28 protein-coding genes are annotated in these 26,741 nt (G+C 64.4%); 9 read left to right on the plus strand and 19 right to left on the minus strand.

Features of this window, described 5'->3' with window-relative positions:
• The first annotated feature begins 160 nt into the window (after positions 1-160).
• The 3 genes from NKI49_RS04310 to NKI49_RS04320 are packed head-to-tail and all read left to right on the plus strand — an operon-like array spanning position 161 to position 1,882.
• The gene (locus NKI49_RS04310) at positions 161-451 is read left to right on the plus strand and encodes a PqqD family protein (RefSeq protein WP_352600108.1); all 291 of its coding nucleotides are present in this window, start codon (positions 161-163) and stop codon (positions 449-451) included.
• A 13-nt stretch (positions 452-464) separates the two neighbouring features.
• A complete protein-coding gene (locus NKI49_RS04315; RefSeq protein WP_352600162.1) occupies positions 465-899 on the plus strand; it encodes a lasso peptide biosynthesis B2 protein in 435 nt (144 codons plus the stop codon).
• Complete coding sequence (locus tag NKI49_RS04320) at positions 896-1,882, plus strand: phosphoenolpyruvate carboxykinase (ATP) (protein WP_352600110.1); 987 nt, start codon at positions 896-898, stop codon at positions 1,880-1,882. The genes NKI49_RS04315 and NKI49_RS04320 overlap by 4 nt, the downstream gene beginning before the upstream one ends.
• A 102-nt stretch (positions 1,883-1,984) precedes the next feature.
• Here the strand turns inward: NKI49_RS04320 and NKI49_RS04325 are convergent, their stop codons facing one another.
• From NKI49_RS04325 to NKI49_RS04390, 14 genes are all read right to left on the minus strand, one after another.
• A complete protein-coding gene (locus NKI49_RS04325) occupies positions 1,985-3,013 on the minus strand; it encodes a nucleotidyltransferase family protein (protein ID WP_352600164.1) in 1,029 nt (342 codons plus the stop codon).
• A 69-nt stretch (positions 3,014-3,082) separates the two neighbouring features.
• Positions 3,083-4,069 carry a dihydroxyacetone kinase subunit DhaK gene (gene dhaK, locus NKI49_RS04330; RefSeq protein ID WP_352600112.1) on the minus strand — a complete coding sequence of 329 codons (987 nt, stop codon included), beginning with the start codon at positions 4,067-4,069 and terminating at the stop codon, positions 3,083-3,085.
• Positions 4,070-4,100: 31 nt separating this feature from the next.
• On the minus strand, positions 4,101-4,526 hold the full coding sequence (locus tag NKI49_RS04335) for a hypothetical protein (protein ID WP_352600114.1): 426 nt from the start codon (positions 4,524-4,526) through the stop codon (positions 4,101-4,103).
• An 11-nt stretch (positions 4,527-4,537) separates the two neighbouring features.
• Positions 4,538-6,154: a phosphoenolpyruvate--protein phosphotransferase gene (gene ptsP / locus NKI49_RS04340; RefSeq protein ID WP_352600116.1), complete on the minus strand. Its 1,617-nt coding sequence runs from the start codon at positions 6,152-6,154 to the stop codon at positions 4,538-4,540.
• Positions 6,138-6,440, minus strand: coding sequence for an HPr family phosphocarrier protein (locus NKI49_RS04345; protein ID WP_352600118.1), 303 nt, complete (start codon positions 6,438-6,440; stop codon positions 6,138-6,140). Before NKI49_RS04345 ends, ptsP begins: the two co-directional genes overlap by 17 nt.
• A 22-nt stretch (positions 6,441-6,462) precedes the next feature.
• A complete protein-coding gene (gene dhaM, locus NKI49_RS04350; protein WP_352600120.1) occupies positions 6,463-6,852 on the minus strand; it encodes a dihydroxyacetone kinase phosphoryl donor subunit DhaM in 390 nt (129 codons plus the stop codon).
• Positions 6,849-7,451, minus strand: coding sequence for a dihydroxyacetone kinase subunit DhaL (gene dhaL, locus NKI49_RS04355; protein ID WP_352600122.1), 603 nt, complete (start codon positions 7,449-7,451; stop codon positions 6,849-6,851). Before dhaL ends, dhaM begins: the two co-directional genes overlap by 4 nt.
• 71 nt (positions 7,452-7,522) lie before the next feature.
• Positions 7,523-9,166 carry a dihydroxyacetone kinase subunit DhaK gene (locus NKI49_RS04360; protein ID WP_352600124.1) on the minus strand — a complete coding sequence of 548 codons (1,644 nt, stop codon included), beginning with the start codon at positions 9,164-9,166 and terminating at the stop codon, positions 7,523-7,525.
• 96 nt (positions 9,167-9,262) lie between these two features.
• Positions 9,263-10,276, minus strand: a complete 1,014-nt coding sequence (locus NKI49_RS04365; RefSeq protein WP_352600126.1) for an ABC transporter ATP-binding protein — start codon at positions 10,274-10,276, stop codon at positions 9,263-9,265.
• The gene (locus NKI49_RS04370; RefSeq protein ID WP_352600128.1) at positions 10,269-11,381 is read right to left on the minus strand and encodes an ABC transporter ATP-binding protein; all 1,113 of its coding nucleotides are present in this window, start codon (positions 11,379-11,381) and stop codon (positions 10,269-10,271) included. Before NKI49_RS04370 ends, NKI49_RS04365 begins: the two co-directional genes overlap by 8 nt.
• A gap of 2 nt (positions 11,382-11,383) precedes the next feature.
• On the minus strand, positions 11,384-11,587 hold the full coding sequence (locus NKI49_RS04375) for a hypothetical protein (RefSeq protein WP_352600130.1): 204 nt from the start codon (positions 11,585-11,587) through the stop codon (positions 11,384-11,386).
• A gap of 344 nt (positions 11,588-11,931) precedes the next feature.
• Positions 11,932-12,882 (minus strand): carbohydrate ABC transporter permease, encoded by a 951-nt coding sequence (locus NKI49_RS04380; RefSeq protein WP_352605306.1) that lies wholly within the window; start codon positions 12,880-12,882, stop codon positions 11,932-11,934.
• Positions 12,879-13,826 (minus strand): carbohydrate ABC transporter permease, encoded by a 948-nt coding sequence (locus NKI49_RS04385; RefSeq protein ID WP_027023747.1) that lies wholly within the window; start codon positions 13,824-13,826, stop codon positions 12,879-12,881. The genes NKI49_RS04380 and NKI49_RS04385 overlap by 4 nt, the downstream gene beginning before the upstream one ends.
• Before the next feature lie 110 nt (positions 13,827-13,936).
• Entirely contained in the window at positions 13,937-15,268 is a 1,332-nt protein-coding gene (locus tag NKI49_RS04390; protein ID WP_352695537.1) for an ABC transporter substrate-binding protein, read from the minus strand.
• A 311-nt stretch (positions 15,269-15,579) separates the two neighbouring features.
• Here NKI49_RS04390 and hrpB point away from each other — a divergent pair, with 311 nt between their 5' ends.
• The 4 genes from hrpB to nhaA all read left to right on the plus strand — a co-directional run bounded on the left by hrpB (position 15,580) and on the right by nhaA (position 21,413).
• Entirely contained in the window at positions 15,580-18,039 is a 2,460-nt protein-coding gene (hrpB, locus tag NKI49_RS04395; protein ID WP_352605310.1) for an ATP-dependent helicase HrpB, read from the plus strand.
• Positions 18,040-18,156: 117 nt separating this feature from the next.
• Positions 18,157-19,488: an ActS/PrrB/RegB family redox-sensitive histidine kinase gene (locus tag NKI49_RS04400; RefSeq protein WP_352605312.1), complete on the plus strand. Its 1,332-nt coding sequence runs from the start codon at positions 18,157-18,159 to the stop codon at positions 19,486-19,488.
• 63 nt (positions 19,489-19,551) lie between these two features.
• Positions 19,552-20,115, plus strand: a complete 564-nt coding sequence (locus NKI49_RS04405; protein WP_352605314.1) for an ActR/PrrA/RegA family redox response regulator transcription factor — start codon at positions 19,552-19,554, stop codon at positions 20,113-20,115.
• A 95-nt stretch (positions 20,116-20,210) separates the two neighbouring features.
• Positions 20,211-21,413, plus strand: a complete 1,203-nt coding sequence (nhaA, locus tag NKI49_RS04410; RefSeq protein ID WP_352605316.1) for a Na+/H+ antiporter NhaA — start codon at positions 20,211-20,213, stop codon at positions 21,411-21,413.
• A gap of 76 nt (positions 21,414-21,489) precedes the next feature.
• Here nhaA and NKI49_RS04415 read toward each other — a convergent pair whose 3' ends face one another.
• Complete coding sequence (locus tag NKI49_RS04415; RefSeq protein ID WP_352605415.1) at positions 21,490-21,990, minus strand: MmcB family DNA repair protein; 501 nt, start codon at positions 21,988-21,990, stop codon at positions 21,490-21,492.
• A 124-nt stretch (positions 21,991-22,114) separates the two neighbouring features.
• On the opposite strand from NKI49_RS04415, the gene NKI49_RS04420 reads away from it, so the two are divergent.
• Positions 22,115-22,408 carry a hypothetical protein gene (locus tag NKI49_RS04420; RefSeq protein ID WP_352605318.1) on the plus strand — a complete coding sequence of 98 codons (294 nt, stop codon included), beginning with the start codon at positions 22,115-22,117 and terminating at the stop codon, positions 22,406-22,408.
• 497 nt (positions 22,409-22,905) lie between these two features.
• Here NKI49_RS04420 and cueR read toward each other — a convergent pair whose 3' ends face one another.
• Complete coding sequence (cueR, locus tag NKI49_RS04425; protein WP_352605320.1) at positions 22,906-23,328, minus strand: Cu(I)-responsive transcriptional regulator; 423 nt, start codon at positions 23,326-23,328, stop codon at positions 22,906-22,908.
• 225 nt (positions 23,329-23,553) lie between these two features.
• Here cueR and NKI49_RS04430 point away from each other — a divergent pair, with 225 nt between their 5' ends.
• Entirely contained in the window at positions 23,554-24,171 is a 618-nt protein-coding gene (locus tag NKI49_RS04430; protein ID WP_352605321.1) for a L,D-transpeptidase, read from the plus strand.
• A 147-nt stretch (positions 24,172-24,318) separates the two neighbouring features.
• Here the strand turns inward: NKI49_RS04430 and NKI49_RS04435 are convergent, their stop codons facing one another.
• The 3 genes from NKI49_RS04435 to trpS form a co-directional block, all read right to left on the minus strand.
• The gene (locus NKI49_RS04435) at positions 24,319-24,888 is read right to left on the minus strand and encodes a NifU family protein (RefSeq protein WP_027023737.1); all 570 of its coding nucleotides are present in this window, start codon (positions 24,886-24,888) and stop codon (positions 24,319-24,321) included.
• A gap of 144 nt (positions 24,889-25,032) precedes the next feature.
• Positions 25,033-25,524: a universal stress protein gene (locus tag NKI49_RS04440; RefSeq protein ID WP_352605323.1), complete on the minus strand. Its 492-nt coding sequence runs from the start codon at positions 25,522-25,524 to the stop codon at positions 25,033-25,035.
• 103 nt (positions 25,525-25,627) lie between these two features.
• Positions 25,628-26,695 (minus strand): tryptophan--tRNA ligase, encoded by a 1,068-nt coding sequence (trpS, locus tag NKI49_RS04445; protein WP_352605325.1) that lies wholly within the window; start codon positions 26,693-26,695, stop codon positions 25,628-25,630.
• Positions 26,696-26,741: the final 46 nt, after the last annotated feature.

Consider the following 26,741-nt stretch of genomic DNA (forward strand, 5'->3'; position numbering starts at 1 on the left):
TTCTGGGGCGATTACTGGCCGCGATCTGCCGGCGGCGCGATATCGATTTGCCACAGTCACAACATGGAGCCGGACGATACCAGGCGACAGTTGGGCGGCCAATAGACAGCATCCCACGGTCAAGCTATTTTCCGCCATCTGGCATGGCTCGGGGTGTGCGGTGGAAATTGCCTCTGGAACGATTCTGCGGCTGGCCGACGACGCCTCGGTCCAGCATGTTGGCGACGGCGCCGTGGTGCTTTTGGCGCGCAGTGGCCAGCTCTACACGTGCAACGGCACGACCGAAGCGTTTCTTGGCAAGGTCGACGGCGCGCGCAGTCTCGACCAGATCGTCAGCCTGCTCTGCGAGGAATTCGAGGTCGACAAGGGTACGCTCGACGAAGACATGGCGGCATTGGCCACCGATCTGGTCACTGAAGGTATCCTTGCCGCCCCGATGCTCGATGGCTAAAGGTACGCGCGTGATGGCCGACGGTCCTCTCCTGCGCGCCTTATTCCGCTGCCATCTCTGGGCAAGCGCGCGGCTGATGCCGGTCCTGGTCGCCAATCGCGGTTTCGAGGAGGTGCTGAAATGGGCGCCGCTCTCCTCGTCGACGCCCTACCGCGGCTTGCCGTCCGCCTATGTCGTGGCCAGCGTCGGCCGCACCGTGCGCCATCCTTGGCTGATGCGCGACCGCAGATGCCTGCGGGAAGGTCTGCTCGGCCATCGTTTCCTGCGCCTTGCCGGCTTCGATCCGGACCTGCGCTTCGGCGTCGATCCGCAGTCGATGCAGGCGCGGCGCTTGACGGCGCACTGCTGGGTCTGCCTCGATGGCAAGCCGGTGGTCAGCGACCGCCTTCCCGGCATGATCGAGATCTATCGCCACCATGCCGATGCGACAAAGCTGCGTCCCGCGTGACCAGACCTTCAGCGTTCTATGGCCTCAACGGCCCAATCTTCGCCATCTCGGCCGAACGTCCGGAGCTGTGGCGGGATTTCGAAAGAATGCTTGCGAAACTGCGCATCACAGGTCCCGTCGAACCGGATTTCCGCCTTGATGTCGCCGAAGCCGAGGTTCTGGACGAGGCGCCCGAGGGATCGCTCGTCTTCGACGGCGAAATACCCGAGGAGGGCTATTGCCGGATGATCGCGGACGGCGGCACCGTCCACCTTGTCTTTCCCGGACGCCAGACCGTCGAGATCAACGACCAGGAGGGTTGGGCCAAACTCCGGCTCCGCCCTGCCGCAAAAGCCCCATGGACGCCATCGATGCTGGTCCTCGACGCCGCGCTCGATGCCGGCGGCCAGCATATGCTGCACACCGCCGGCCTGACGCTGCCGGATCGCGATGCCGTCGTGCTGATCCATGCGCCAAGCGGCACGGGCAAGACCACGACGTCGCTGGCCTTGGCAATGCAGGGATTCGGCCTTTGCTCCGACGATGCCATGATCCTGAATGTCGCTTCGCCCATGCCCTCGGCCTGGGGTTTGCCGCGCCACGTCAAGATCCACCAGAACACGGCCGAGATGATCCCGCTTGTGTCGCCATGCCTCGGCCCTTCATGGGACCGCAACGGCGAGCAGGCCGTGTCGCTGGAGCGGCTGGGCGAGACGGTACGGATCGAAAACCCGTCCGCCAGGCCGGTGGCCGGGCTCTTGCACCTGGCGCGGTCCGCCGATAGCGGAACCCGGCTCGTCGCCATGGCCAGGACCGACGCGATGGTGGCGCTGGCGATGGACAATGTTCGCACAGGCATGACCGGCCTGCTGCCGCTGCAGATGCGCCGGCTGGCGACGATCGCCGGATTGGTCTCCTGGGTGCCGGCCTTCAGGCTGGAAGTGGGCGACCGTCCGGCCGACGCGGCGGCGCTGATCCGCTCGGCATTGTCGGTAAGGGACTGAACGGCCCAGCCAGGCGGCTTATGGCCGGGAGCGGTTCGTCGTTTCACCGGACGCCAAACCGCTCCATCTCCCTGTCAGCCGCGATTCCGGACGGAAAACCGTTCACATTTTTTCTGGAATTGCTCTCGCCCTGGCCAGCCGCTGGATCCACCGGAAGGCATCACGGCGCAGGCGCGAGCCGAGCTTGTCCCTGGCGTTGACGCTGAGCAGCGTGTTCGTCGTGATCAGCCGCTTGGCCAGTCGTATGGAGAGACTGGGCTTGATCCGTCCGGCGAGTTCAAGCGCGCGGCGCTCGCCGAACAACTGGCCGGTCACATTGAGCACGATCGCCAGTTCGAGTTCGATGCCGGTCATGCGGGCGGCGTCGAGCAGGCGGGTTTCCGATTCCGCCGACTGCAGCGCCCGCACGCCTTGCAGCACGTCGACGCAAAGCTGCAGCCGATGGAATTTGTGGCCGCCAGCGGCATGCACGATCGCGATCGTCAAAAGTGCTGCCGGAGAGTCCGTCGCCTCGCCGTCGATGGCGTGCAACTCGTGGAAGCCCAACGACAGGCGGCGCCGCATGCCGGTGTCGTGCACCAGATCGCCATGCAGTTCGACCAGCAGGCTGGAATTCTCCTTTTCCAGCCATTTGAACTCCCGCAGCCCGTAGGACTGGGCCTCGTTGCTGCCAAGCTCGAAGCCGCAGGCCGCGATCACCTGGTTCGCGCGCGACAGATTGGCGGGCTCGACGAGGATGTCGATGTCGGTGAACGGCCTGTCGGATACGTGGCGGTAAAGCTTTCGCGCGAAGACCGGTCCCTTGACGATCCGCGCCGGAATGCCCTCCAACGCCAGCCCCTTCATGATGCGGTCGCCGTGATATTGCAGCAGCATCGACTGGCCGGTGGCGATCGTCGCTTTCCGGCGCAGCGCATCCAGCTTGGCTTGCAGACCCGCATCCCTTGGCGGATGCTCGCCGCGCTCGCTTAGCTTGCGCAGCATGATCGGCAGGACGCCATGGAACTCGGCATTGTCGAGGAGTGCCGACAAAGCCTTCGCCGGCGAAAGATCGGCATCTACGGCCGATGCCTCTGGGTCCGCGTAGCGCAGCAGCAGCTTTTCTTCAGCGGAGTTGAGGAGTGGCAGCATCAACCCGGACAATGTTGCGATAAAAGGATTGTCCGGGATGGTTGCAGAAAAGCGTGGTCGAAGCCAGCGTTACATGCCCCAGCGCAGTGCCGCCGTGTGGACTGGAGCATCCCACAACGCGGTCGTCTCGTCATTGAGCATGGTCAGCGTGATCGAGCAGCCAGCCATGTCGAGCGAGGTGACATAGGTGCCGACCAGCGAGCGCGTCACCGTCACCCCGCGTCCTTCGAAAATTCGCCGCGCGCTGTTGTACATCAGATAGAGCTCCATCAGCGGCGTCCCGCCGAAGCCGTTGACGAACAGCAGCGCCGGGCCTTTCGCTTTGTCGCCGAGATCGCCGAGGATCGCGGCACAGATCTCCTCGGCGATGGCGTCGGCGCTCTTCAACGTGTCGCGCCGGCGGCCGGGCTCGCCATGGATGCCGACACCGAACTCCATCTCGCCGTCGCCGATGTCGAAGGTCGGCTTGCCGGCCGCCGGCACCGTGCAACTGGTCAGCGCCACGCCCATCGAGCGGGTGGCATCGTTGACGCGTTCGCCCAGCACCTTCAACGGCGCCAGCGCCAGGCCTTGCTCGGCCGCCGCGCCGACGATCTTTTCGACCACCAGCGTGCCGGCGACGCCGCGCCGGCCGGTCGTATAAGAGGAATTCTCGACGGCGACGTCGTCGTTGGTCAGGACCTGCAGCACGCCTTCCGAGTTTTCGGCCGCCATGTCGAAGTTCATCACATCGCCCTCATAGTTCTTGACGATGAACAGGCACCCGGCGCCGGTGTCGACGGCTTCCGCCGCCGCCATCATCTGGTCGGGTGTCGGCGAGGTGAACACTTGTCCGGGGCAGGCGGCGTCCAGCATGCCATGGCCGACAAAGCCGCCATGCAGCGGCTCATGACCGGAGCCGCCGCCGGAGATCAGCGCCACCTTGCCGGGCCGCAAGGACTTGCGGCGGATGAATTTGTGCCCGTCGCCGAGCGCGAGAATATCGGCATGGGCGGCGACGAAACCATCGAGGCTCTCGGTCAGCACCGTGTCCACCGAGTTCATAAATTTCTTCATGGTATCCTCCCAAACAGTCCGGCAAGAAATGTCAGCCGCCCTTGCCGGCGATGCTGGTGATCTTCTGAATAAAGTCGTTCACCGCCTTGTCGAGCGCCGCGTTCTGCTTGTCGTCGCCGAAATCGGGCACGACGAGCGAGACATGCCGCGTCTTGCGCATGCCTGCCGCTATCGACATTTTTCCCGGATGCGCCTGATGGTAGGCGGCGAGAAACTGGTCGCGCTCGGCCGGACTGAAATGGCAGACGGAAAAGATCGAAGGCAAATGCTTCGACGGGATCGGGATCGAATAGGCCGGGCTTGAAATCTGCGTCACGAAGCTGCGATGCTTGCCTAGCGCGTCGGCAAGGCGCTGGCGCATGCCGGACGGGCGCTGGTCGATGACCTGCGACAGGATCGTCTTGTAGGCGCGGATCGCCTCTTCGGAGCCGGGTTCAGGTGTCTTGTCGTCGACCATGCCAGCCGCGCCTAGACCGGAACATCCGCGATGGCCGCCTTGGCCATGGCGAGTTGCGCCGGAGCGACGGAAAGATCGCGCAGGCCCGCCTCGAGCAGAGACGGGATCGAGGCGGGATCGCCGCCGGCGTCGCCGCACAAGCTGACCGGGATTTCTTCGCGCAAGCCGAATGCCGTCACCGCAGCGACAAGCCGCAGCACGGCCGGATGCCGGACCGAATTGAGATGCGCCACCGCAGCATTGTCGCGGGCGGCCGCCATGACATACTGGGTGAGGTCGTTGGAGCCGATCGAAAAGAAGGCGGCATCGGCGAAGGCCTCCGGCGCGATCGCCACCGAAGGCACCTCGACCATGATGCCGAGCGGCGGCATTTTATGCGCGACGCCGCATGCGGCGAGCGCTGCCCGCTCGTCGGCGAACAGCGCCGCCGCCTGTCTGTACTCTTCCGCAATGGCGATCATCGGGAACATCACTTTCAGATTGCCGTGGACAGCGGCGCGCAGCAGCGCGCGGATTTGTACACGAAACACCTCCGGTCTTGCCAGCGACAGCCTGATCCCACGCAGGCCGAGGAACGGATTGCCCTCCTCGACGGTGAAGCCGGGCACCGGCTTGTCGCCGCCGGCATCGACGGTGCGGATCGTCACCGGCTTGTCGCCGGCCCATTCCAGCACCTTGCGATAGGCGCGATACTGCGTCTCCTCATCCGGCAGAGTCTTGCCGAACAGGAATTCGGTGCGCATCAGCCCGACGCCGTCGCAGGTCGCGATGTCGATGCCGTCGACGTCGGACGGGCCGGCGATGTTGACCTGCACGCGCACGGACGTCCCGGCCCTGGTCACTGCCGGCCGCGCCAGGAACGTCCCGGCCCGGTCGCGACGCGCCGAGAACGATGAGGACAAGTGGCGGAACGCGTCGATTTCGGCCTTCGATGGCGAAAGCAGGATCACGCCATGTTCCGCGTCGAGCAGTGCGATGCCGGCTAGGGTGGTCGCCGAGGCGTCGAGGTCAACCAAGCCGGATCCGGCCATCCCAAGCCCCACAATCATCGGCACGCCGCGCGAGCGCGCCAGCATGGCGACATGGCTCGCCGTGCTGCCGGCCTTCAGCGCGATCCCGCCACCGGCGTTCCAGTCGGTTTCGAGAAAACGCGTCGGCGCGATGTCCTCACCGTAGAGAATGGCGCCGGCTGGCGCCTGGACGTCGCCGTCCTCGGTCAGAGCTCGCAGCACCTGGTCCCTGATGTCGCGTATGTCGGCGGCGCGCGCGCGGAAATAATCCTGATCGGAAGCTTCGTAGCCGGCGATCTCGGCGTCGAGCGCCTGCCGCCAGGCCTGATCCGCCGGCTGGCCGCCATCTATGGCGGAGAAGGCCGGACTGCTCAGCGCCTCGTCCGCCAGCATGGCGATCTGGAATTCGAGAATGTCGGCGGCATCGCTGTCAGCGGTTTCGATCAATGCGGTGAGGCGACCCGCCGCAATGTTGATTGCGGTTGCGAGCGCCGCACTCTCTTCGGCGATTGCTGCCTTGCCGACATAGGATGCGGCGATCCGGTCGAGATCGAACAGCCGCCCTTCGGCATAGCCGGCCGAGGCCGAAATGCCTTGCAGCCTAAGCGGTCCGGACATGGTCCGCGCCTTCGTCGAAATCACGCCGCACCAGTTCGACCAGCGCGTCGACGGCCTCGTTGGCGCCATCGCCGCTGGCCCTGATGTGCAGCACGGTGCCCTTCGGCGCCTTGGCCGCCATCACCTTGACGATGCTCTTGGCGTCGAACCACGGCCCATTGGCGGCAAGTGCTATTTCCACATCGGCGGCGAAGGTCTTGGCAAGCTTGGTGAGCTTCACCGAAGGACGCGCGTGCAGCCCCACATCGTGGCTGATCAGGACGGTCGCTTCGGCGGCTGCGGACATTTCTTTCAAGATTCCCGTTCGTTCACGACGGCGACAATTCGTGCGCCGTCGCCACCACTTCCCTGAGCGTCGCGCCGCCGGACGACTCGGTCGCCGCCATGACCGCGCCTTCGACGATCGGCGCATTGCAGACGATGATCTTGTGCGCCCGCGGCTCGCCGATCATCTCCACAGCCATTTCTGAGTTGGTCTCGGCGCCGCCGAGATCGACCAGGATGGCGACGCCGGCTTCCGACCAGACCTTGTCGATGGCGCCCATGATCGCCTCGACATTGGTGCCGAGCCCGCCATGGCCGTTTCCGCCGCACCATGCAAGCGGCACTTCGTCGCCCACCATCTGGCGCACCATGTCGGCCGTGCCCTCCGCGACCAGCGGCGAATGCGAGACGATGACGATGCCGACATTGCTCATGCGTTCTTCCCAAGAATTTCCGCGACCGTGCGCACCAGCAACGCAGTCGAGCGCGCGCCGGCATCCATATGGCCGATCGAGCGCTCGCCAAGGAACGATGCGCGGCCCCGCAGCGCCTTCATCGGCACGGTCGCCTCGGCCGCCGCGTCGGCGATATCGGCGATTTCAGAAGCCGTCTTTCCCTGGGCCAAGGCGTCATGCACCGGTTGCAGCACATCGAGCATGGTCTTTTGTCCAACTTGCGACTTGCCGCGCGCGGCCACTGCTTCGATCGCCTTGCCGAAAGCTGCCGTCAGGTCGGCGCGATCGGGCGCGGGGGAGATCTCCTTGCCGAGCGCCATGAACAAGGTGCCGAACAGCGGACCCGAAGCACCGCCGACGGTCATCACCAGCTTGGTGCCGATCGCCTTCAAAGCGTCCGGCAGCGGCTTGGCCGAAAAACCCTCGGTCTCCGCGCGTACGGCCTCGAAGCCGCGCTTCATGTTCAGCCCGTGGTCGCCGTCGCCGATCGCCCGGTCGAGTTCCGTCAACGCGTCGGCGTGCGCGACGATCGTGTCCGCGGCCGCTGTGATCAGCCTGGAAAGGTCCAACGCCGCCATGTCACCCAAGTTCCCGGTTTCCGTCCTGCCGGCAGTATCGAAAGAACGCTCATTCGACAACTGGAGCATGCCTAGGCCGCGACAAGCAGCGTGGCCGCGGCCGCGAAGACTTCGGCCACCGCATGAGCGCCGGGATCGGCAACGCCTTGCAGCTTGCTGCCGACATAGGCGGACCGCCCGGCCTTCGCCTTGTCCATCGCCGCGGTAGCCTCGGCGCCGCGTGCGGCCGCTGCCGCTGCTTCCTCCAGCCCGTCGGCATCGAGCGCCTTCAGGGCAGGCTCCAGCGCGTCGACCATGGTGCGATCGCCCATCCTCGCGCCGCCATAGAAGGTCATCCGCTCAAGGCCGGCGAGCAGCGCCTTGGCCACGTCGGCGCCGCTGTCCAGGGCCTGCGCTGCCGCCGTGAAGAAGATCGACAGCAGCACCCCGCTGGAACCGCCCATCGACGCGCTCAAAATATCGCCGATCGCGCCAAGGGTCGCCGCGGGGTCGGCCAGCGGCAATTCATCAAGCCGCTCCAGCACACTGCGCGCGCCGGTCGCCACCGTGGAACCGGTGTCGCCGTCTCCGGCCTTGGCGTCGAGCCCGTTCAATGTAGTTTCGAGCGCGATCAGCCGTTCGCAGACCGTGACGATAAGGCGTCTGGTGCGTGCATCCTGGCTGGGCTTGTGTGCCGCGCCAGGTCCGGCCGCCTTTGCCATGGGCACGACATCGGGCGCAACGACCGGCTTGGCTTGCATCCACGCGTGTGGGCCGACCGGCGCCAGCAAGGCCGTTTCGCGCGCTGCGTCGAGACGGATCAGCGACAGCGAGAAACCGTTCATGTTGAGCGCCGTCATCAGCGGTCCGGGTCCGATCGTCAGCTTGATCGTTCTGGCGAGTGGCGAGGCAAGCACCGCATTGGCGATAACAGACATTTCGAGCGGTGGCACCGAGCCGAGATTGTTGATCAGCAACGCATGAACGGCGTCCGGATCGAGCCGCGCCGCGAGCCGCTCCGCCATGATCGCGACGAGCCTGTCGGCGCTCTGCACCGCGATGCGTTCGACGCCCGGCTCGCCATGAATGCCGAGGCCGAGCTCGCCGTCATTTTCGCCAAACCTGTCTTCATGCGGCTGGCCGGGGATCGAGCAGGACGACAGCGACATGCCGAGCGAAACAATGTCCTTCGCCGCCGCTCGTGCCGCCGCCGCGATGTCGGCCAGGTCGCGTCCGGCTTCCGACAGATGGCCCGATATCTTGTGCACGAACAAGGTGCCGGCGACACCGCGCGGTTGGGCAATGTCGGGCAGCGCGATGTCGTCGGCGACGATCACCATCTCGACACGAAACCCTTCGGCGCGCGCCTTCTCGGCCGCCAGGCCGAAATTGAGGCGGTCGCCGGTGTAATTCTTGACGATCAGCAGGCAGCCGGCCGGACCGGTGACGGCGCGAATGGCCGCCAGCACCGCTTCGACGCTCGGCGAGGCAAAGATCTCGCCCGAAACCGCCGCCGTCAACAGGCCCTTGCCGACGAAACCGGCATGCGACGGTTCGTGTCCGGCGCCACCGCCGGAGACGACGCTGACCTTCGTCTTGTCCCAGTCGGCGCGCAGGATGACCTTGATCTCGGGATAGCCGTCGAGGCGTGCGAGATCGCCCGAACCGATGGTTCGCAAGACGCCGTCCAGCGCCTCGGTGACGATCGTTTCCCTGCGGTTGAAAAAGTGCTTCATCGAATTCGTCCAGTCACTTGTGCGCAGTCATCAATCAGAAGCCGGTGTTGGACCCTTGGAGAGGGAGACACCGAAAACCGTTCCCATCAGCCCCATTCACATCAGTCGTTGCCCGTCGGCGCCGAAATAGAGCGGCGAGCGGTAGCGGATCATCACTCTGTCGCCTTGCGCCAGGTCCGTGTCGGGATCGGTCAGCGTCACCAGCTTCCTTGCCCCAACCGTCACATGCAGATGGTTCTGGTCGCCGAGATGCTCGACCCAGTCGACGATGCCGTCGGCATGGCCATTGGCGGCCTTCTCGATAGCCAGATGCTCGGTGCGTGCGCCGATCGTCCTGGTACCGGTGGGCGCCCCGCCATCGGGCAACAGCCCGGTCGGCAAAAGATTGATCGCCGGCTGGCCGAGCCTGGCCGCGACATGCAGGTTTGCCGGCTCGGAATAGATCGTCCTCGGCGAGCCGATCTGCACCAGCACGCCCTCGGTGAGGATGCCGATGCGATCGGCCATGGTCATCGCCTCGATCTGGTCGTGCGTGACGTAGAGCATGGTGGCGCCGAGTTCGGACTGGATGCGCTTCAATTCGAGCCTGAGATCCGCCCGCAGCTTGGCGTCGAGCGACGACAGCGGCTCGTCCATCAGATAAATCGAGGGCTTGCGCACTAGCGCGCGGCCGATGGCGACCCGCTGCATTTCGCCGCCCGACAGCTTGGTCGAGCGGTTGGCGAGCTTGTGATGGATGCGCACCATCTTCGCCACCTCTTCGACCCGGCGGCGGATCTGCTCCTCCGGTATTCTCCGCGCCGGCGAGCGCAGCGGGAAGGCAAGATTGTCGAACACCGACAGATGCGGATAGAGCGAATATTGCTGGAACACGAAAGCGGTGTCGCGCTCGGCCGGCGAAAGCGTCGTCGCATTGTGGCCGCCGATCTCGATCGTGCCGGCATCCGGCCGCTCCAGCCCGGCGATCAGCCGCAGCGTCGTCGTCTTGCCGGCCCCGGTCGGCCCGAGCAGCACGACGAATTCGCCATCGGCGATATGGAGGTCGAGACCGTTGACGGCGACATGGTCGCCAAAACTCTTGGTCACGTTCTTGATGTGCACCTCAGCCATGCTGTGCTCTCCGTTCCGAGGCCACATCGTGGATCGCGGTTCTCACCGCGCGTCCGGATCCCTTCTCGAACAGCGACAGGCGCGCGCTGCTCAGCGACAGGCCGACACGGTCGCCGGTGGAGATCCGGATCTCCGCCGGCACCCGTGCCTTGATGATGCCGTTCGCCGTTTCCACAGCGACGATCTGCGTGGTGCCGAGATACTCGGTGCCGTAGATGGCGCCACGCAGCTTGGAAGCATCATCGAAACGGATGTGTTCCGGGCGGATACCGAGCGCCATGTCGGCCGGTGCGATATCCTCGCGCACCTCCGGCACAGCGACCTTCGCACCCTGGACGACGATCTCCTTCGCGCCCTTGGCGAGCCCGCCGCCAAATCCCAGAAAATTCATCGGCGGCGAGCCGATGAAGTCGGCGACGAACATGGTCGCCGGGCGGTCGTAGATCTCGCGCGGCGTACCGAACTGCTCGATGACGCCATGGTTCATCACCGCGATCTTGTCGGCCATCGACATCGCTTCCATCTGGTCGTGCGTGACATAGACCGTGGTGGCGTGGATGCGGTTGTGCAGTTCGCGCAACTCATGGACCATCAAATCGCGGAATTCGGTGTCAAGGGTCCCCAGCGGCTCGTCCATCAGGAAGCATTTCGGCCGCCGCACGATGGCCCGGCCCAGCGCCACGCGCTGGCGGTCGCCGCCGGCAAGCCCGGAGACGGATTTGTTGAGCAGATGATCGATGCGCAGGAGCTTCGCCGTCTCCTCGACCCGTGCGCGGATTTCGGCCGAGGGCATGCCTTGCGCCAGCAAGGGAAAGCCGATGTTCTTGCGCACGTTCATGTGCGGATAGAGCGCGAACAGCTGGAAGACGAAAGCGATGTCGCGCTCGCGCGCCCGCAGCATGGTGACGTCCTCGCCGCCGAGCAGGATCTGGCCGCCGGTCGGCAGTTCGAGCCCGGCGATCATGCGCAAGGTCGTCGTCTTGCCGCAGCCAGATGGTCCGAGCATGACGAAGAACTCGCCGTCCTCGACGACGAAATTGGAATCCTGCACGGCGACGAAATCGCCGAACGCCTTTCTCAGATTCTGGACGCGGATTTCGGCCATGATTATTCCGGGAATTTCGAGACGATGATGAACATCACTGTGCCGGCGAGCATGGTGACGAAGGAATAGGTGTAGAGCGACAGCGCGAAGGGCTGGAACAGCATCAGGAAGCCGATGGCGATCAGCGCCGTGGCGATGTTTTCCATCAGGCCGCGCCTGGCCCAGCGAGGCCATGGTGATTTTTTGGAAATGGCTGAGCGCGTCATGGGTAGCTCCCTTCCTTCTCCCCGTTCACGGGGAGTGATGGTTGCCAGGTGGTTCCCCCACTCCGTCGCTGCTTCGCAGCGCCCTCTCCCCCCTCCGGAGGGAGAGGAAGGGAGCCTGGCTGAATGAAGATCGCGCCCTTCCTCTACCCCGTCGATCGGGGTTGAGGTGTCGAGCGAAGCTCGACGGAGTGGGGGTCGACTTGGCGCGGCGCGAGACCATGCGCGCGCCTGCCTGCCATGCACGCTATCGCCAAACGCCAAGCGTTCGCAAATGTGTCGATACCGTAGCCGTAAACGAAGGGGAGGGACACGATGGCACCCTCGGCTTCCTGTTCCCACACTAATCATTTGCGCACCGCGCCGAAGGTGATGCCGCGCAGCAATTGCTTGCGAAGCAGGATTGTGAAAACCAGGATCGGCACCAGGAAGATCGTCGTGCCGGCCGCCACCGCCGGCCAGTCCTGGCCGCCTTCGCCGATGATGGTCGGGATGAAGGGCGGCGCGGTCTGCGCGGTGCCGGAGGTCAACAGGGCCGCGAAGGCATACTCGTTCCAGGCGAAGATCAGGCAGAAGATGGCGGTCGCGGCGATGCCGGTGGTCGCCTGCGGCAGCACGGTGCGCCAGAAGGCTTGCAGCCGCGTGTAGCCGTCGATCATCGCCGCCTCCTCATATTCGCGCGGGATTTCGTCGATGAAGCCCTTCAGCAGCCAGATCGCAAGCGACACATTGACCGCCGTATAGAGCAGGATCATGCCGAGCGCCGTGTCCGACAGGCCGAGCTCGCGGTACATCAGGTAGATCGGAATGGCGACGGCGATCGGCGGCATCATGCGCGTCGACAGGATGAAGAACAGCAGGTCGTCGGCCAGCGGCACCTTGAAGCGCGAGAAGCCGTAGGCCGACAGCGTGCCGAGGAAAACGGCGCAGAAGGTCGAGCCGAAAGCGATGATCAGCGAGTTGACGAAGCGCGGCAGGAAGTTGGATGGGCCGGCGATCACCATGTTGCGCTTGCGGGTCGTCTCGTCGCAGAAACCGGTCGCCGGTCCCAGCGAGTTGATGTATTCCGGCGTCTGTCGCGTCCGCGTCGTGAACAGGTTGCAATAGCCCTCCAGGCTTGGCTGGAACACGACCTTCGGCGGGTAGGCGATCGAGTCCGGTGGCGTCTTGAAGCTGGTGGCGAAGATCCACAGCAGCGGCACGATCGAGATCAGCGCATAGGCGATGATGATCGCGCCGGCGATTCGCTTCGAATTGGCCGTGGGCGCGACGACGGAATGGGCTGTGGTCAGGCTCATCTCTGCTTCACCTTGTTGAGCGCCTTGACGTAGATGTTGGCCAGCCCGAACACCGCGACGAACAGGATGATGGCAAAGGCCGAGGAATAGCCCGTCCGCCAGCTCTCGAAGGCCTGCCGCTTCAGCGTGATCGAGGCGACCTCGGTGGTCGAGCCAGGGCCGCCGCCGGTCAGCAGATTGACCATGTCGAACATCTTGAAGTTCTCGATGCCGCGAAACAGCACCGCCAGCATGATGAAGGGCAGCGCCATCGGCAGCGTGATCGACCAGAACTGCCGCCAGTTGGAGGCGCGGTCGACCTCGGCCGCCTCATAGATGTATTCGGGGATCGAGCGCAGGCCCGCGAGGCAGATCAGCATCACGTAGGGCGTCCACATCCAGGTATCGACGATGATGATCGACCACGGCGCCAGCGACACGTTGGACAGCATCTGGATGTTTGTCGGCGGAATGCCCGACACGAACGAGATGGCATAGGCGAACAGGCCGATCTGCGGCTCGTAGAGGAAGCGCCAGAAATTGCCGACCACGGCCGGCGACAGCATCATCGGCACCAGGATCAGCGTCGTCCAGAAGGCATGGCCGCGGAATTTCCTGTCGATCAGCCAGGCCAGCGTGAAGCCGATCAGCGTCTGCAACAGGATGGTCCAGAACACGAAATGCGCCGTCGTCTGCATGGCGATCCAGATGTCCTGGTCGCCGAGGATGCGCCGGTAGTTGGCAAAGCCGAGGTTCTTCACCACTTCATTGGGCCGGTTGGCGCGGTAATTGGTGAACGACAGGTAGATCGCCCAGAACAGCGGAAAGATGTTGATGGCGAGCAGCAACAGGATCGTCGGCGAGATGAACAGCCAGGCGAGGCCTTTGTCGCTGATGCCCCGGACCTTGCGGGCCAACGGCTCCGGGGTCGCCCGGGCAACGTTCTCCGCGGTCCGATTGAGCATGGTAAGTCCTGCTTCGGTCACTTCAGCCGTCTCTGTCGTGGAATTTATCTGAACCGCGTCCCGTGCCAAGGGCGGCACGGGACGCTTCGGCCTAGCTCGGGAGGAGCTGGTTACATCTTGCCATCGTCCTGGAACACCTGGGTCCAGTCTTTGACCAGTCCGTCGAGCGCATCCTTGGCCGAACCCTGGCCGGCGACGACATAGTCGTGGAAGCGCTTCTGCGAGGCTTGCAGCAGCGGCGCGTAGCTCGGTTCCGCCCAGAAGTCCTTCACGATGGCCATCGAGTCCAGGAAGGTCTGCGCGTAGGGCTGGCTGGCCGGGAATTTCGGATCCTTGACCACCGCGTTGAGGCAGGAATAGCCGCCGAGCGACCACCACTTGGCCTGGACATCCTTGTTGGCGAACCACTTGATGTATTTCAGCGCCGATTCCTGCTTGTCGGAATAGGACACGACAGAGATGCCCTGTCCGCCGAGCTGCGCGAACTGATCGCCGTCAGGCCCCTTCGGATTGACGAAGTAACCGATCTTGTCGCCGCCGACATTCTCGTCCTTCTGCAGGCCGGGCCAGGTGAATGCGAAGTTCATGTGCATCGCCACCTGGCCGGATTTGAAGGCGTCGACGCCTTCGCCCATGTAGCTGTTCGACGCGCCCGGCGGAGTGCAGCAATCGTAGAGCGCCTTGTAGAATTCCAGCCCCTTCACCGACTTGTCGGAATTGACGAAGCCTTCCATCTCGTATGGCTTCTTCGGGTTCTCGTACTGGAAGCCATAGCTGTAGAGCACGTCCATGGCGCCCATGGTGATGCCTTCGGAGCCACGCTCGGTATAAATCGAGGCGCCATAGACGGTCTTGCCGTCGATCTGCCGCTTCTGGAAGAATTCGGCGACCTGCTTCAACTGATCGAAGGTGGTGGGCGGACCGAGATCCCAGCCGTACTTCTCCTTGAATTCCTTCTGCAGCTCCGGCTTGGAGAACCAGTCCTTGCGATAGGTCCAGCCGACGACGTCGCCCATGGCCGGCAGCGCCCAGTAGTTGGGCGTATTCTTCGGCCATTCCGAATAGCCGACGACGGTTGCCGGCACGAAATCGTCCATGCTGATCTTCTCCTTGTCGAAGAAGTCGTTCAGCTTGACGTAATGGCCGTTCTCGGCGGCGCCGCCGATCCACTGGCTGTCGCCGATGATCAGGTCGCACAGCTTGCCGTGCGAGTTCAGCTCGTTGAGGAAGCGATCGGCATAGTTGGTCCATGGCACGAACTCGAATTTCATGCCGATGCCGGTTTCCTTGGTAAAATCCTTGGACAGTTCGACAAGCGCGTTCGCCGGGTCCCACGCGGCCCAGCATAGCGTCAGGTCCTCAGCGTGCGCGGCGTTCGACAAGGCTGTCGAAGCTGTAATTGCAGAGACCATTCCCAACGCAAGTTTCAAGCTCGATTTCATGCCTTCCTCCCATTTTGCGAAACGCGCCGGATGACGGTCTCAAGAATCTCAACCCCTCTCCTCAGGGGCCCAAACATCGCGGCCTCGGAGTCGGCGGATGTTTAGTAATTTGTTTAGTGATGCAATTTTTACTAAACAAGGCAAGCGAATTCGTTGCTGCGCCGCAGCATGGTGCCGAGGAAGTGCGGTCGGGCACGGGGCGCTGGAACCCGTTTTCCCGAACCCGTCTTTGAGCCGGCTCCGGGTCGCATGAGTTGCAAGACCACCGCCGCCGCTGATATGCGGGCGGAAGCGAAAGCATTCCTGGACCGATGATCACAAAACCTTTGCCGGAGCTTCCGGTATCCGCCGTGCTGCCGGCGCTGGGCGAGGCGCTCGGCTCCGGCAACAGCGCGGTGCTGGTGGCGCCGCCAGGCGCCGGCAAGACGACGCTGGTGCCGCTGGCGCTGCTCGACGCGCCATGGCTGGGTGCCGGCAAGATCGTGTTGCTGGAACCGCGCCGGCTCGCAGCGCGCGCCGCCGCCCGCCGCATGGCGCAATTGCTGGGCGAGGAGCCCGGCGCCACCGTAGGCTACGCCATGCGCATGGAGAACCGCACTTCGGCCAAGACAAAAATACTGGTCGTTACCGAAGGCGTGCTGGCGCGGATGATTCTTGACGATCCCGAACTGCCCGGCATCTCGGCTGTGATTTTCGACGAATTCCACGAGCGCTCGCTCGACGGCGATTTCGGCCTGGCTTTGGCGCTCGATGTGCAGGGAGCGTTGCGCCCGGACCTGCGCCTGGCTGTGATGTCGGCGACCCTCGACGGCGCCCGTGTCGCAAAGCTGCTGTCGGGCGCGCCGGTGATCGAAAGCGAGGGCCGCGCATTCCCGGTCGACATCCGCTACGACGAACGGCCGACCGGCACGGCAATCGAGGACGCGATGGCCAAGGCGATCCGCTCGGCACTGGCCGACGAGAGCGGCAGCGTGCTTGCCTTCCTGCCCGGCCAGCGCGAGATCGAGCGCACCGCCGAGCGGCTGGCCGGCAAGGTCGGCGCCGACACCGATATCGTGCCGCTCTACGGCATGCTCGACGGCAAGGCGCAGGACGCAGCAATCAGGCCGGCGCCGTCGGGCCGCCGCAAGGTGGTGCTGGCCACCTCGATCGCCGAGACCTCCATCACCATCGACGGCGTGCGCGTCGTCATCGATTCCGGCCTGTCGCGGTTGCCGCGCTACGAGCCGGCCAGCGGCCTGACGCGGTTGGAAACCGTGCGCGTCAGCAGGGCCTCCGCCGACCAGCGCGCCGGCCGCGCCGGCCGTACGCAAGCTGGCGTCGCCATCCGGCTGTGGCGCGCCGAGCAGACGGCGGCACTGCCCGCCTTCACGCCGCCGGAAATCCTCGAAGCCGATCTGTCGGGCCTGCTGCTCGACTGCGCCGCCTTCGGCGTCGCCGATCCGACGAGCCTCGCCTTCCTCGATCCGCCGCCGGCGCCGGCGCTCAACGAGGCAAGGACGCTGCTGCGCACGCTCGATGCCATCGACGAGGCGGGGCGGCTGACGGAAGCGGGCGCCTCGATGCGCAAGCTCGCTCTGCCGGTGCGGCTGGCGCATATGGTCGCCGAGGCGGCCCGCAGCGGCCATGCCGGCGAGGCGGCCATGCTCGCGGTTTTGCTGACCGAACGCGGGCTAGGCGGTGACGGCGCCGATCTCGAACGGCGGCTGATGCGCTTTCGCGTGGAAAGATCGCCGCGTGCGACGGCTGCGCGGCAGCTCGCCGAGCGACTGGTGAGGCAGGTGGGCGGAACGAACGACGGCGAAGCCGTTTCAGCTGGTCCTCTCCTCATCCACGCCTGGCCGGACCGGGTCGCCAAGGCGCGCGGCGAGCGGGGCCGTTTCGTGCTGGCCAACGGCTCCGGGGCCATGCTCGACGCCGCCGATCCGCTTGCCGGCGAGGCGTTTCTGGTTGTCGCCGATCTGCAGGGCAAGGCGCAGAATGCGCGCATCGCGGCGGCGGCGGCAATCGGCGAGGACGATATCCGCGCCGCGCTTGCCGACCGGATCGAAACGCGCCGGCAAACCAGCTTCGACCGCGAGCGCCGTGCCGTGCGCGTGCGCGAGACGGTGCGTCTCGGCGCCATCACGCTCGCCGAACGCATGCTGCCGCCGCCAACCGGCGGCGAAGCCGATCGCGCCATTCTCGACGCCTTGCGCGAACATGGGCTTTCCCTGCTGACCTGGAGCAAGGAGGCGCAAACCCTGCGCCAGCGGCTGTCCTGGCTGCACCGCGGCCTTGGCGCGCCTTGGCCCGATATGTCCGACACGGCACTTCTCGAGCGACTGGACGACTGGCTGCTACCGTTCCTGCCCGGCGCCGCATCCTTCGCCGCCATCGATCCGGGTGTCATTTCGGCAGGGCTGGCCACGCTCGTGCCGCATGATCTCCAGCGCCGGATCGATGTGCTGGCGCCGACCCATTTCGATGCTCCGTCGGGCAGCCATGTGCCGATCCGCTACGACGGCGAGTGGCCCGTCCTGGCGGTCCGCGTGCAGGAACTGTTCGGCCTCGACCGCCATCCTTCGATCGCCAATGGCACGGTGCCGCTGACGCTCGAACTGTTGTCGCCGGCGCACCGGCCGATCCAGACGACGCGCGACCTGCCCGGCTTCTGGCGTGGCTCCTGGGCCGATGTGCGCGCCGACATGCGCGGCCGCTACCCCAAGCACGTATGGCCGGAAAATCCGCTGCTCGCCGCCGCCACCAGCCGCGCCAAGCCGCGAGCATGATCCCAAAAAGTGGGAACCGGTTTTTGGAAAAGATCATGCTCAACAAGAAGTAGAGCTCCAATCCGAATCGATCGGATTGGAGCGGACCTAGCGCTCGCCCTCTCGCGGCTGTATTTCATGGCCATGATCAACGTTTTGCGCTTGCCCGATTTCCAGCAGAGCCAGAGACTGCGCCTCAACACGCTGATCCGGCTGCGCTGGCTTGCCATCGTTGGTCAGAGCGTGACGGTGGTAGTCGTCGCCTACGGCCTGAAATTCCCGCTGCCGGTCAGCCTCTGTTTCGCGCTGATCGCCTGTTCGGCCTGGATGAACCTGTTTCTGGCTTTCCGGTTTCCGGCCGCGCATCGGCTCACGCCGGTCGCGGCGTTCGGCATCCTCATCTTCGACAGCCTGCAACTCGCCGGGCTGCTCTACATGACCGGCGGCCTGACCAATCCGTTCTCGCTGCTGATGACCGTACCGGTCGTCATTTCGGCGACGTCGCTGCCCCTGCGCCTGACCGCGATCCTTGGTGGGCTGGTGATGGTCGCGGCAACGCTGCTGGTCTTTTTCCATTTGCCGTTGCCCTGGTCTAAAGGCGCGCCGCTGGCCATGCCCTTCATCTATGTCGCCGGCATGTGGATGGCGGTGCTGTCCTCGATCGCCTTTACCGCCATATATGCCTTCCGGGTTGCCGCCGAGGCGCGGCTTCTGGCCAATGCGCTTGCCGCCACCGAACTGGTGCTGCAGCGCGAGCAGCACCTTTCGGCGCTCGACGGCTTGGCGGCGGCGGCGGCGCACGAACTCGGCACGCCACTCGCCACCATCACGCTTGTCGCCAAGGAGATGGAAAAGGCGCTTGGCAAGGATCCCGTATACGGCGATGACGTCAAGCTTCTGCGGTCGCAGAGCGAGCGCTGCCGCGAAATCCTCAAGCGCCTGACCAGCCTGTCGTCCGAGGGCGAGGCGCATCTATCCCGGCTGCCGCTGACCTCGCTGGTCGAGGAGATCACCGCGCCGCATCGCGATTTCGGCATCTCGATCAAGCTTCGTCCTGGCGAACGCATCGGGCCCGAGCCGGTCGGGCGCCGCAATCCGGGCGTCATCTACGGCCTCGGCAATCTGGTCGAGAATGCCGTGGATTTCGCCCGCAAGAGCGTCACCGTGCGCTGGAGCTGGGACGAGGCCACTGTCAGCTTTTCGATCATCGACGACGGCCCCGGCTTTCCACCCGAGATCATCGACCGCATCGGCGAGCCCTATATGTCGACGCGCCAGGGCAATGAGGCCGGCGGCGGCCTGGGGCTCGGCCTGTTCATCGCCAAGACGCTGCTCGAACGCTCGGGTGCCACGCTCGACTTCCGCAATTCGAGTGGCCTGGGCGAGGGCGCCATCGTGCGGATATCGTGGCCGCGAACTGTCTTCCTGAACCCGGAAGCAGCTCCCGCGACGATGTTTGACACCGCGTGAATTGGACAATAGCGACGCAAAACTATATCTGCGTAAAAATAAGGCAGCAGGAATTTAAAGACGATGACTGGCGATGAGAATATTGGCGCGATGGTTGAAGGCGAGGACACCTCGCTGCTGATCGTCGATGACGACAAGCCGTTCCTGACCCGCCTGGCCCGCGCCATGGAAACCAGGGGCTTCGTGGTCGAGACGGCGGAGAGCGTCGAGGAAGCTGTCGGCAAGGCGCGCGCCAATCCGCCGGCCTACGCCGTGGTCGACATGCGGCTCGGCGACGGCAACGGCCTCGACGTCGTCGCCGCCATCCGCGAAAAGCGCCAGGATTCCCGCACCATCATCCTGACCGGCTACGGCAACATCGCCACCGCGGTGACTGCGGTTAAGCTTGGCGCCGTCGACTACCTCTCCAAGCCTGCTGACGCCGACGATATCTTCGCCGCGCTCACCCGCACGGCCGGCGAGCGCGCCGCCCCGCCGGAAAACCCGATGTCTGCCGACCGCGTGCGCTGGGAGCATATCCAGCGCGTCTACGAAATGTGCGAGCGCAACGTCTCCGAGACGGCGCGCCGGCTCAACATGCATCGCCGCACCTTGCAGCGGATATTGGCCAAGCGCGCACCGCGCTGAGTTGCTACGCAGGCAGTCGCGTCGGACCAGTTTCCACTTGCGGCGCCAGCGCTCGAAAATGACGCCGCACCGGCAGGCGGCATGACGGAGGCGACATGCAGGACTTGAAGCAGCGGCCGTTTTCCATTTTTCGCGAATTTCTCGATGGCGAGGCGGCCGGCGGCATCATCCTGATGGCCGCCGCCGCCCTTGCCCTAGTCGTCGCCAACTCGCCGCTGGCGGAAACCTACTTTGCCGTCCTCCACGCCTATCTCGGCCCGCTCAGCGTGTCGCACTGGGTCAATGACGGGCTGATGGCGGTGTTCTTCCTGCTTGTCGGGCTGGAGATCAAGCGCGAGATGCTGGACGGCCAGCTCTCGACATGGCCACGCCGCGTCCTGCCCGGCATCGCCGCCGCTGGCGGCATGGTGGTTCCGGCACTGGTCTATGTCGCGATCAACCGCCACAATGCGGCGGCACTGTCCGGCTGGGCGATCCCGACCGCCACCGACATCGCCTTCGCGCTCGGCGTGCTGTCGTTGCTCGGCAGCCGCGTGCCGGCCTCGCTGAAGGTTTTTCTCACGGCGCTTGCCATCATCGACGACCTCGGCGCCGTCATCATCATCGCCATATTCTACACCAGCGGCCTGTCGCTCGCCTATCTCGGCGCCGCCTTCGCGATCATTGCCGTGCTCGTCGTGCTCAACCGCATGCGGGTGATCACGCTGGTGCCCTATCTCGTGCTCGGCGCCATATTGTGGGTTCTGGTGCTGAAATCGGGCGTCCATGCAACGCTTGCCGGCGTGGCGCTGGCATTGACCATCCCGCTCAAACGGTCCGCCGGCATCAGCCACGATCTTGACCATTCGCCGCTGCACCGGCTTGAACATGGCCTACACAAGATAGTGCCCTTTTTCGTCATCCCGGTCTTCGGCTTCACCAATGCCGGCGTTTCGCTCGCCGGCCTGAGTTTTGGCGCGCTGATCGAGCCGTTGACGCTAGGCGTCGCCGCCGGCCTGGTGATCGGCAAGCTGGTCGGCGTGCTGGGTTCGTCCGCGCTTGCCATCAGGCTCGGCCTTGCCGACCTGCCGGCCCATGCCGGCTGGACGCATATGGTCGGCATTTCGCTGCTGTGCGGCATCGGCTTCACCATGAGCCTGTTCATCGGCCTGCTCGCCTTCGCCAGCAATGTGGCGCTGCAGGACGCCGTCAAGGTCGGCATCCTCTCCGGCTCCTTCATCGCCGCCCTCCTCGGCGCCGCCGTGCTTTTGCTGGCGCCGGCCGCAAGTGAGGTGGAAGAGGCCGAGGCCGAGGAGTAGGGACCGATCGCGGTTCTTGGTCCCGCCAAGCGGTCCCACTTCGTGGGCGAGGAACCCAGGTTCTGCGAAGCAGCCGCTACTCGCTCTCACCCTCCAGCGCCGGCACCGATACGCCGGCAAGCTCCGCCGCCAGCAGCCGCGAGGCACCGGCGCGCGCGATGCGCAGCATCAGCGCTTTGCGCGTCGCCGCCGCCATCCGGTGCTCGGGCGCGTCGCGCAGGATCTCGGCGCCGTAGCCGTCGGACAGGATGAAGCCGCACTCTTCCGGGAAGATCTCGGAGGGTACGCCCGGATGGGTGGCGAAAAAGAAGCGGTCGGAGTGCAGCCGGTAATCAGGCCATTTGCGGTCGACCCGGAAATCCTCGACCGACGATTTGATCTCGATGATCCAGATGTCGCCTTGCCGGGTCAACGCCACGAGGTCGGCGCGGCGGCCGGTGGCCAGCGACAGTTCAGGCAGCACATGCGCGCCCATGTCCCTCAACAGCCGCTGCACGCCGCGCCGCACCAGCATGGCGCGCTCCGACTGGCGACCGTCGATGAGTGGGTTCAGCGGAATCGGTGAGATGATCGGCATGGCGGCACCATGCCAGAGTTTGTTCACGGTTTGAACCCCTGCCGGGCAAATATCCGCTTGACAAACCTGGCAACATAGGAATATAATCTCAAACGATCGACTGCCGCAAGAGGGACACGACGCCATGGCCGAAACACCAGAGGAAGTGCTGCTGATGAGCATATGCTTGCGTTGGATCGCATCCCTGATTGGTGCCATCTTCCCATTTGGGACGGTCAAGAAGATCCTGAAGTCCTGGACGGGCGGGACCGGCTTTAGGGCGCGGCCGAAGCGTGCCTGCTCCCCCTCGGCCATGTCATCCAGATCGGGCAGTCCGGCCGGTACGGCGGGAGAGATGATTGGCATGGCGCACACCACGCCAGCTTTTGTTCTCTGTTTGACCCGTCTTTTGCACGGTGGACCGACACGACGAAATTAGGCATATGGTCCTAAAAAGCCAGCAACCGAAAGGACATGAAGCTTGTCATCCTCCACTACGTCGCGAAGGCGCTCGGACTTTTAGAGATGCCAAACGGTTCAATGAGAGCGTGAAGGTCGCCGCAAGCGCCATCAATGCGCTTGCTGTAGGTATGATAGGTGGTTCGGTCGTCGTACCGGCAATTAACCACCAGAGCCTACAATGGTGGTCATTCGCTTGGGCGATAGGTGGGTTCGCCCTACATACAGTAGGACACTTGGTCCTAAGCCTATTGCGGAAGGAGGACGGCTATGAATGAGATCGGAATTTTCGTGCCCCTCGCTGGCTTGGTGTTTGGGGCGGCGCTTTATCTCGCCTTGCGAGGCGTGAAGCATCCCAAACCGCGCTTGGGACACTCGAAGAAATAGAATGAAGAAACCCGCTTCGGCGGGTTTCTTCGTTTTAGGCGCGTTCACTTCCCGTAACGCGTGCGAACTCTCCACGGGAGACCACAGCCCCTATGCCGACGCTGAAGCGCCCTTGTCGCCTGGCAACGCAGCCCTTGCCATATCATCGAGGATCGGGCAGTCCGGCCTGGCATCGCCATGGCAGGCGTGGATCAGCGTCTGGAGGGTCGAGCGCATCGATTGCAGCTCGCGCACTTTCTCTTCGATCGCCTTGACATGGGCCGCCGCGATCTCGCGCACGTCGTGGCTGGCGCGGCTGCGGTCTTGGTAGAGCGCCATCAACTGCCGGCAGTCTTCGATGGAAAAGCCGAGATTGCGCGCGCGGCGCAGAAAGGCCAACCGGTGGATGTCGTCGCCGGAATAGTCGCGGTAGCCGTTGCCGGCGCGCGCGGGCGCGATCAGCCCGATCTCTTCGTAGTAGCGGATGGTCTTGGCCGGCAGGCCAGAACGGTTGGCGGCGTCGCCGACATTCATGGCGGAATTCCCCGATCTTGCGGGACCTGCGATTCAGGCCCATTGAATTTCCTTCACAATCCAGCGAAGGCTGTTGCCGAAATGCCATAGTAATGCGCTTACCAGCATGTGAGCCCCTGCATATAGGCATCGTGCGCTTGGCAAGCAAAGCAAATGCCAGCATGAATGATGAAGAGAAAGCGGCCGACTCGTGCCGCTGAAGTTTGGCGGGGCACCGATCAACTCATGCGCATGAAGTCGTTTGCAATAATCGCCGCATTGGCGCTGACCACTGCTATCGCCGGTTGCAGCACCATCGGCGGGCAGATCTTCTCCAACGACTATGGCGCTGTGACGGATGCCGGTTACCAACTGCCGCGCATCCCGATCGAAAAGGTGCCGTCGAAGTATCACCGCCAGGAAGTGAACTACGACACCCAGGAAAAGCCTGGCACCATCATCGTCGATACGCAGAACAAGTTCCTCTACTTCGTCGAGGGGGACGGCCGGGCAATTCGTTACGGCATCGGCGTCGGCCGCGAGGGCTTCGAGTGGCGTGGCACCGCCCATATCGCGATCAAGCGCGAATGGCCGACCTGGACGCCGCCCTCGCAGATGATCAAGCGCCAGCCGGAACTCGCCAAGTTCGCCGGCGGCATGGAACCGGGCCTGAAGAACCCGCTCGGCGCGCGCGCCATGTATCTGTTCAACAAGGGTGGCGACATGGGCTACCGCCTGCATGGCAGCCCGGAATGGAATTCGATCGGCAAGGCGATGTCGTCGGGCTGCATCCGGCTGATGAATCAGGACGTCATCGATCTCTATGACCGCGCCTCGGTCGGCGCCAAGGTCATCGTTCTCTGACCCTGATCAAGGATCAAGGTCGAACTGGAAGACAAACCTTTCGTAAGCGGACCGTCTAGGCAACAACGGACGTCCCAAACAAAAAACCGGGCAATTTGGCCCGGTTTTTTGTTTTTCTCGTCAGGGAATGGTGTTGGGAGGCGGTTTCTACGAGACCTGCTCGACCTGCTGCACCTCGGGCACAAAATGCCTCAGCAGGTTCTGGATGCCGTGCTTCAGCGTCGCCGTCGATGACGGGCAACCGGCGCAGGCGCCTTTCATATGCAGGAACACGGTGCCGTTCTCGAAGCCGCGGAAGGTGATGTCGCCGCCGTCCTGGGCCACCGCCGGGCGCACCCGCGTGTCGAGCAGCTCCTTGATGGTGATGACCAGTTCCTCGTCGGCCTTGTCATAGAATTCGCCGGTCTGGCTGGTCTCGGCGGCCGGGCCGGCTTTGGCCATGACAGGCAGGCCGGACATGAAATGCTCCATGATGGCGCCCAGGATCGCCGGCTTCAGGTGCTGCCAGTCCGGGCCGTCCTTGGTCACGGTGATGAAGTCGTAGCCGAAGAACACGCCGGTGACGCCGGGAATTTCGAACAGGCGCCCGGCCAGCGGAGAGGCCGTGGCCGCGCTGTCGGCGTCGCGGAAATCGGCGGTGCCTTCCAGGAGCACTTCCTTGCCGGGCAGGAATTTCAGCGTCGCCGGGTTGGGCGTCGATTCGGTCTGGATGAACATGTCCGTCTCCGTGCCCGTTTCGGGCAGATAGTTTGGAATAATTCTAAATAAGCTCTATCGGCTGGACATTCAAGCGAAACGCGTCGCCCGAACGGCTGGCTGGCGGAATGTTCTTGCTGGCTGGGATCGAATCCCTGGCGGGCTTCAGGCGAGGCTGTCGATTTCCTCGTCCGAAAGGTTTTGCGGCACCACGGTCACCGGAATGGGAAAGGCGGCACCCTTGCCGGCCACCGCGCCGACCAGCGGCCCTGGCCCTTCCTTGCCGGCGCCCGCGGCCAGCACGAGGATGGCGATATCCTGGTCTTCCTCGATCAGCCTGTGGATCTCTTCCGTCGGCTTGCCTTCGCGCACCACCATCTCCGGCTCGATGCCGAGCTTCTGGCGCACCTTGTTGGCGTAGCTGTCGAGCGCCGCGCGCGCCGTGGCGTTCGCCTCCTCGCGCATGATCTTCTCGACGCCCAGCCAATGCTGGAAATCGTCCGGCTCGATGACATAGAGCAGCACCAGCGTGCCGCTGGTGCTCAGCGCGCGCTTCGAGGCGTAGGCGACGGCGCGCTCGCACTCCGGCGTGTCGTCGATGATCGCCAGGAACTTGCGGCGGTGGCCGGCTTCGCGGCTGAGGCGTTTGGAGACCATGTCTGTCTGCTCGGTATCTTTGGGCTGCAATCTGCCACCGCCGCCGACCGGCGGCAAGTCGCCGGCCTTGGGCCAGTGTCGGTGCAGTGCACTACTGTCTGGATCAGCCCTGCAGCAATCCGATGATGTCGCGCACGGTCTTCATCGTCGCTTCGGCCAGCACGCCGGCGCGTTCGCCGCCATCCCTGAGCACGGCGTCGACATAGGCGCGGTCGCCCTGGATGCGGCGCATCTCGCTGGCGATGGGCGCCAGCTTCTCCACCGCAAGATCGGCCAATGCCGGCTTGAACACAGAAAACTGCTGGCCGGCGAATTCCTTCAGCACGTCCGCCTTCGAAATCTCGGCGAGCCCCGCATAGATGCCGACCAGGTTCTCCGCCTCGGGCCGGGTGGCAAGGCCGTCGACCTGGCTCGGCAACGCCTCCGGGTCGGTCTTTGCCTTGCGGATCTTCTTCGAGATGGTATCGGCGTCGTCGGTCAGGTTGATGCGGGACAGGTCCGACGGGTCCGACTTCGACATCTTTTTCGAGCCGTCCCGCAACGACATGATGCGCGCCGCCGGCCCGCCGATGACAGGTTCGGTGATCGGGAAATAGCCGTTCACGGTCTCCTCGCCGACCTGCATCTCGACGCCGACGCCAAGCTTGGCGATGCGGTCGGAAAAATCGTTGTTGAATTTCTGGGCGATGTCGCGGGTCAGTTCCAGATGCTGCTTCTGGTCTTCGCCCACCGGCACATGGGTGGCGCGATAGAGCAGGATGTCGGCAGCCATCAGCGAGGGATAGGCGAGCAGGCCCAGCGAAGCATTCTCGCGGTCCTTTCCGGCCTTGTCCTTGAACTGCGTCATGCGGTTCATCCAGCCGATGCGCGCCACGCAATTGAAGATCCAGGCGAGTTCGGCATGCTGCATCACCCGCGACTGGTTGAAGACGATGTGCTTCTTCGGGTCGATGCCGGAGGCGAGGAACGCTGCCGTGATCGACCGCGTCTGGTCGGCAAGGTCCTCATAGACGAGCTGCGCGGTCAGCGAATGCAGGTCGACGACGCAATAGATGCAGTCGGACGTATCCTGCAGGGCGACGAATTTCTTGATGGCGCCGAGATAGTTGCCGAGATGCAGGTTGCCGGTCGGCTGGACGCCGGAAAAGACGAGTGGCTTGAAGGCGGTCATGATGTCCTCATGGCTTGTGGAGGGCCGTTTCGCGCGCGGCGAAAGT

The sequence above is a fragment of the Mesorhizobium sp. M0587 genome (genome assembly GCF_040320945.1).
Taxonomy (GTDB): Bacteria; Pseudomonadota; Alphaproteobacteria; order Rhizobiales; family Rhizobiaceae; genus Mesorhizobium.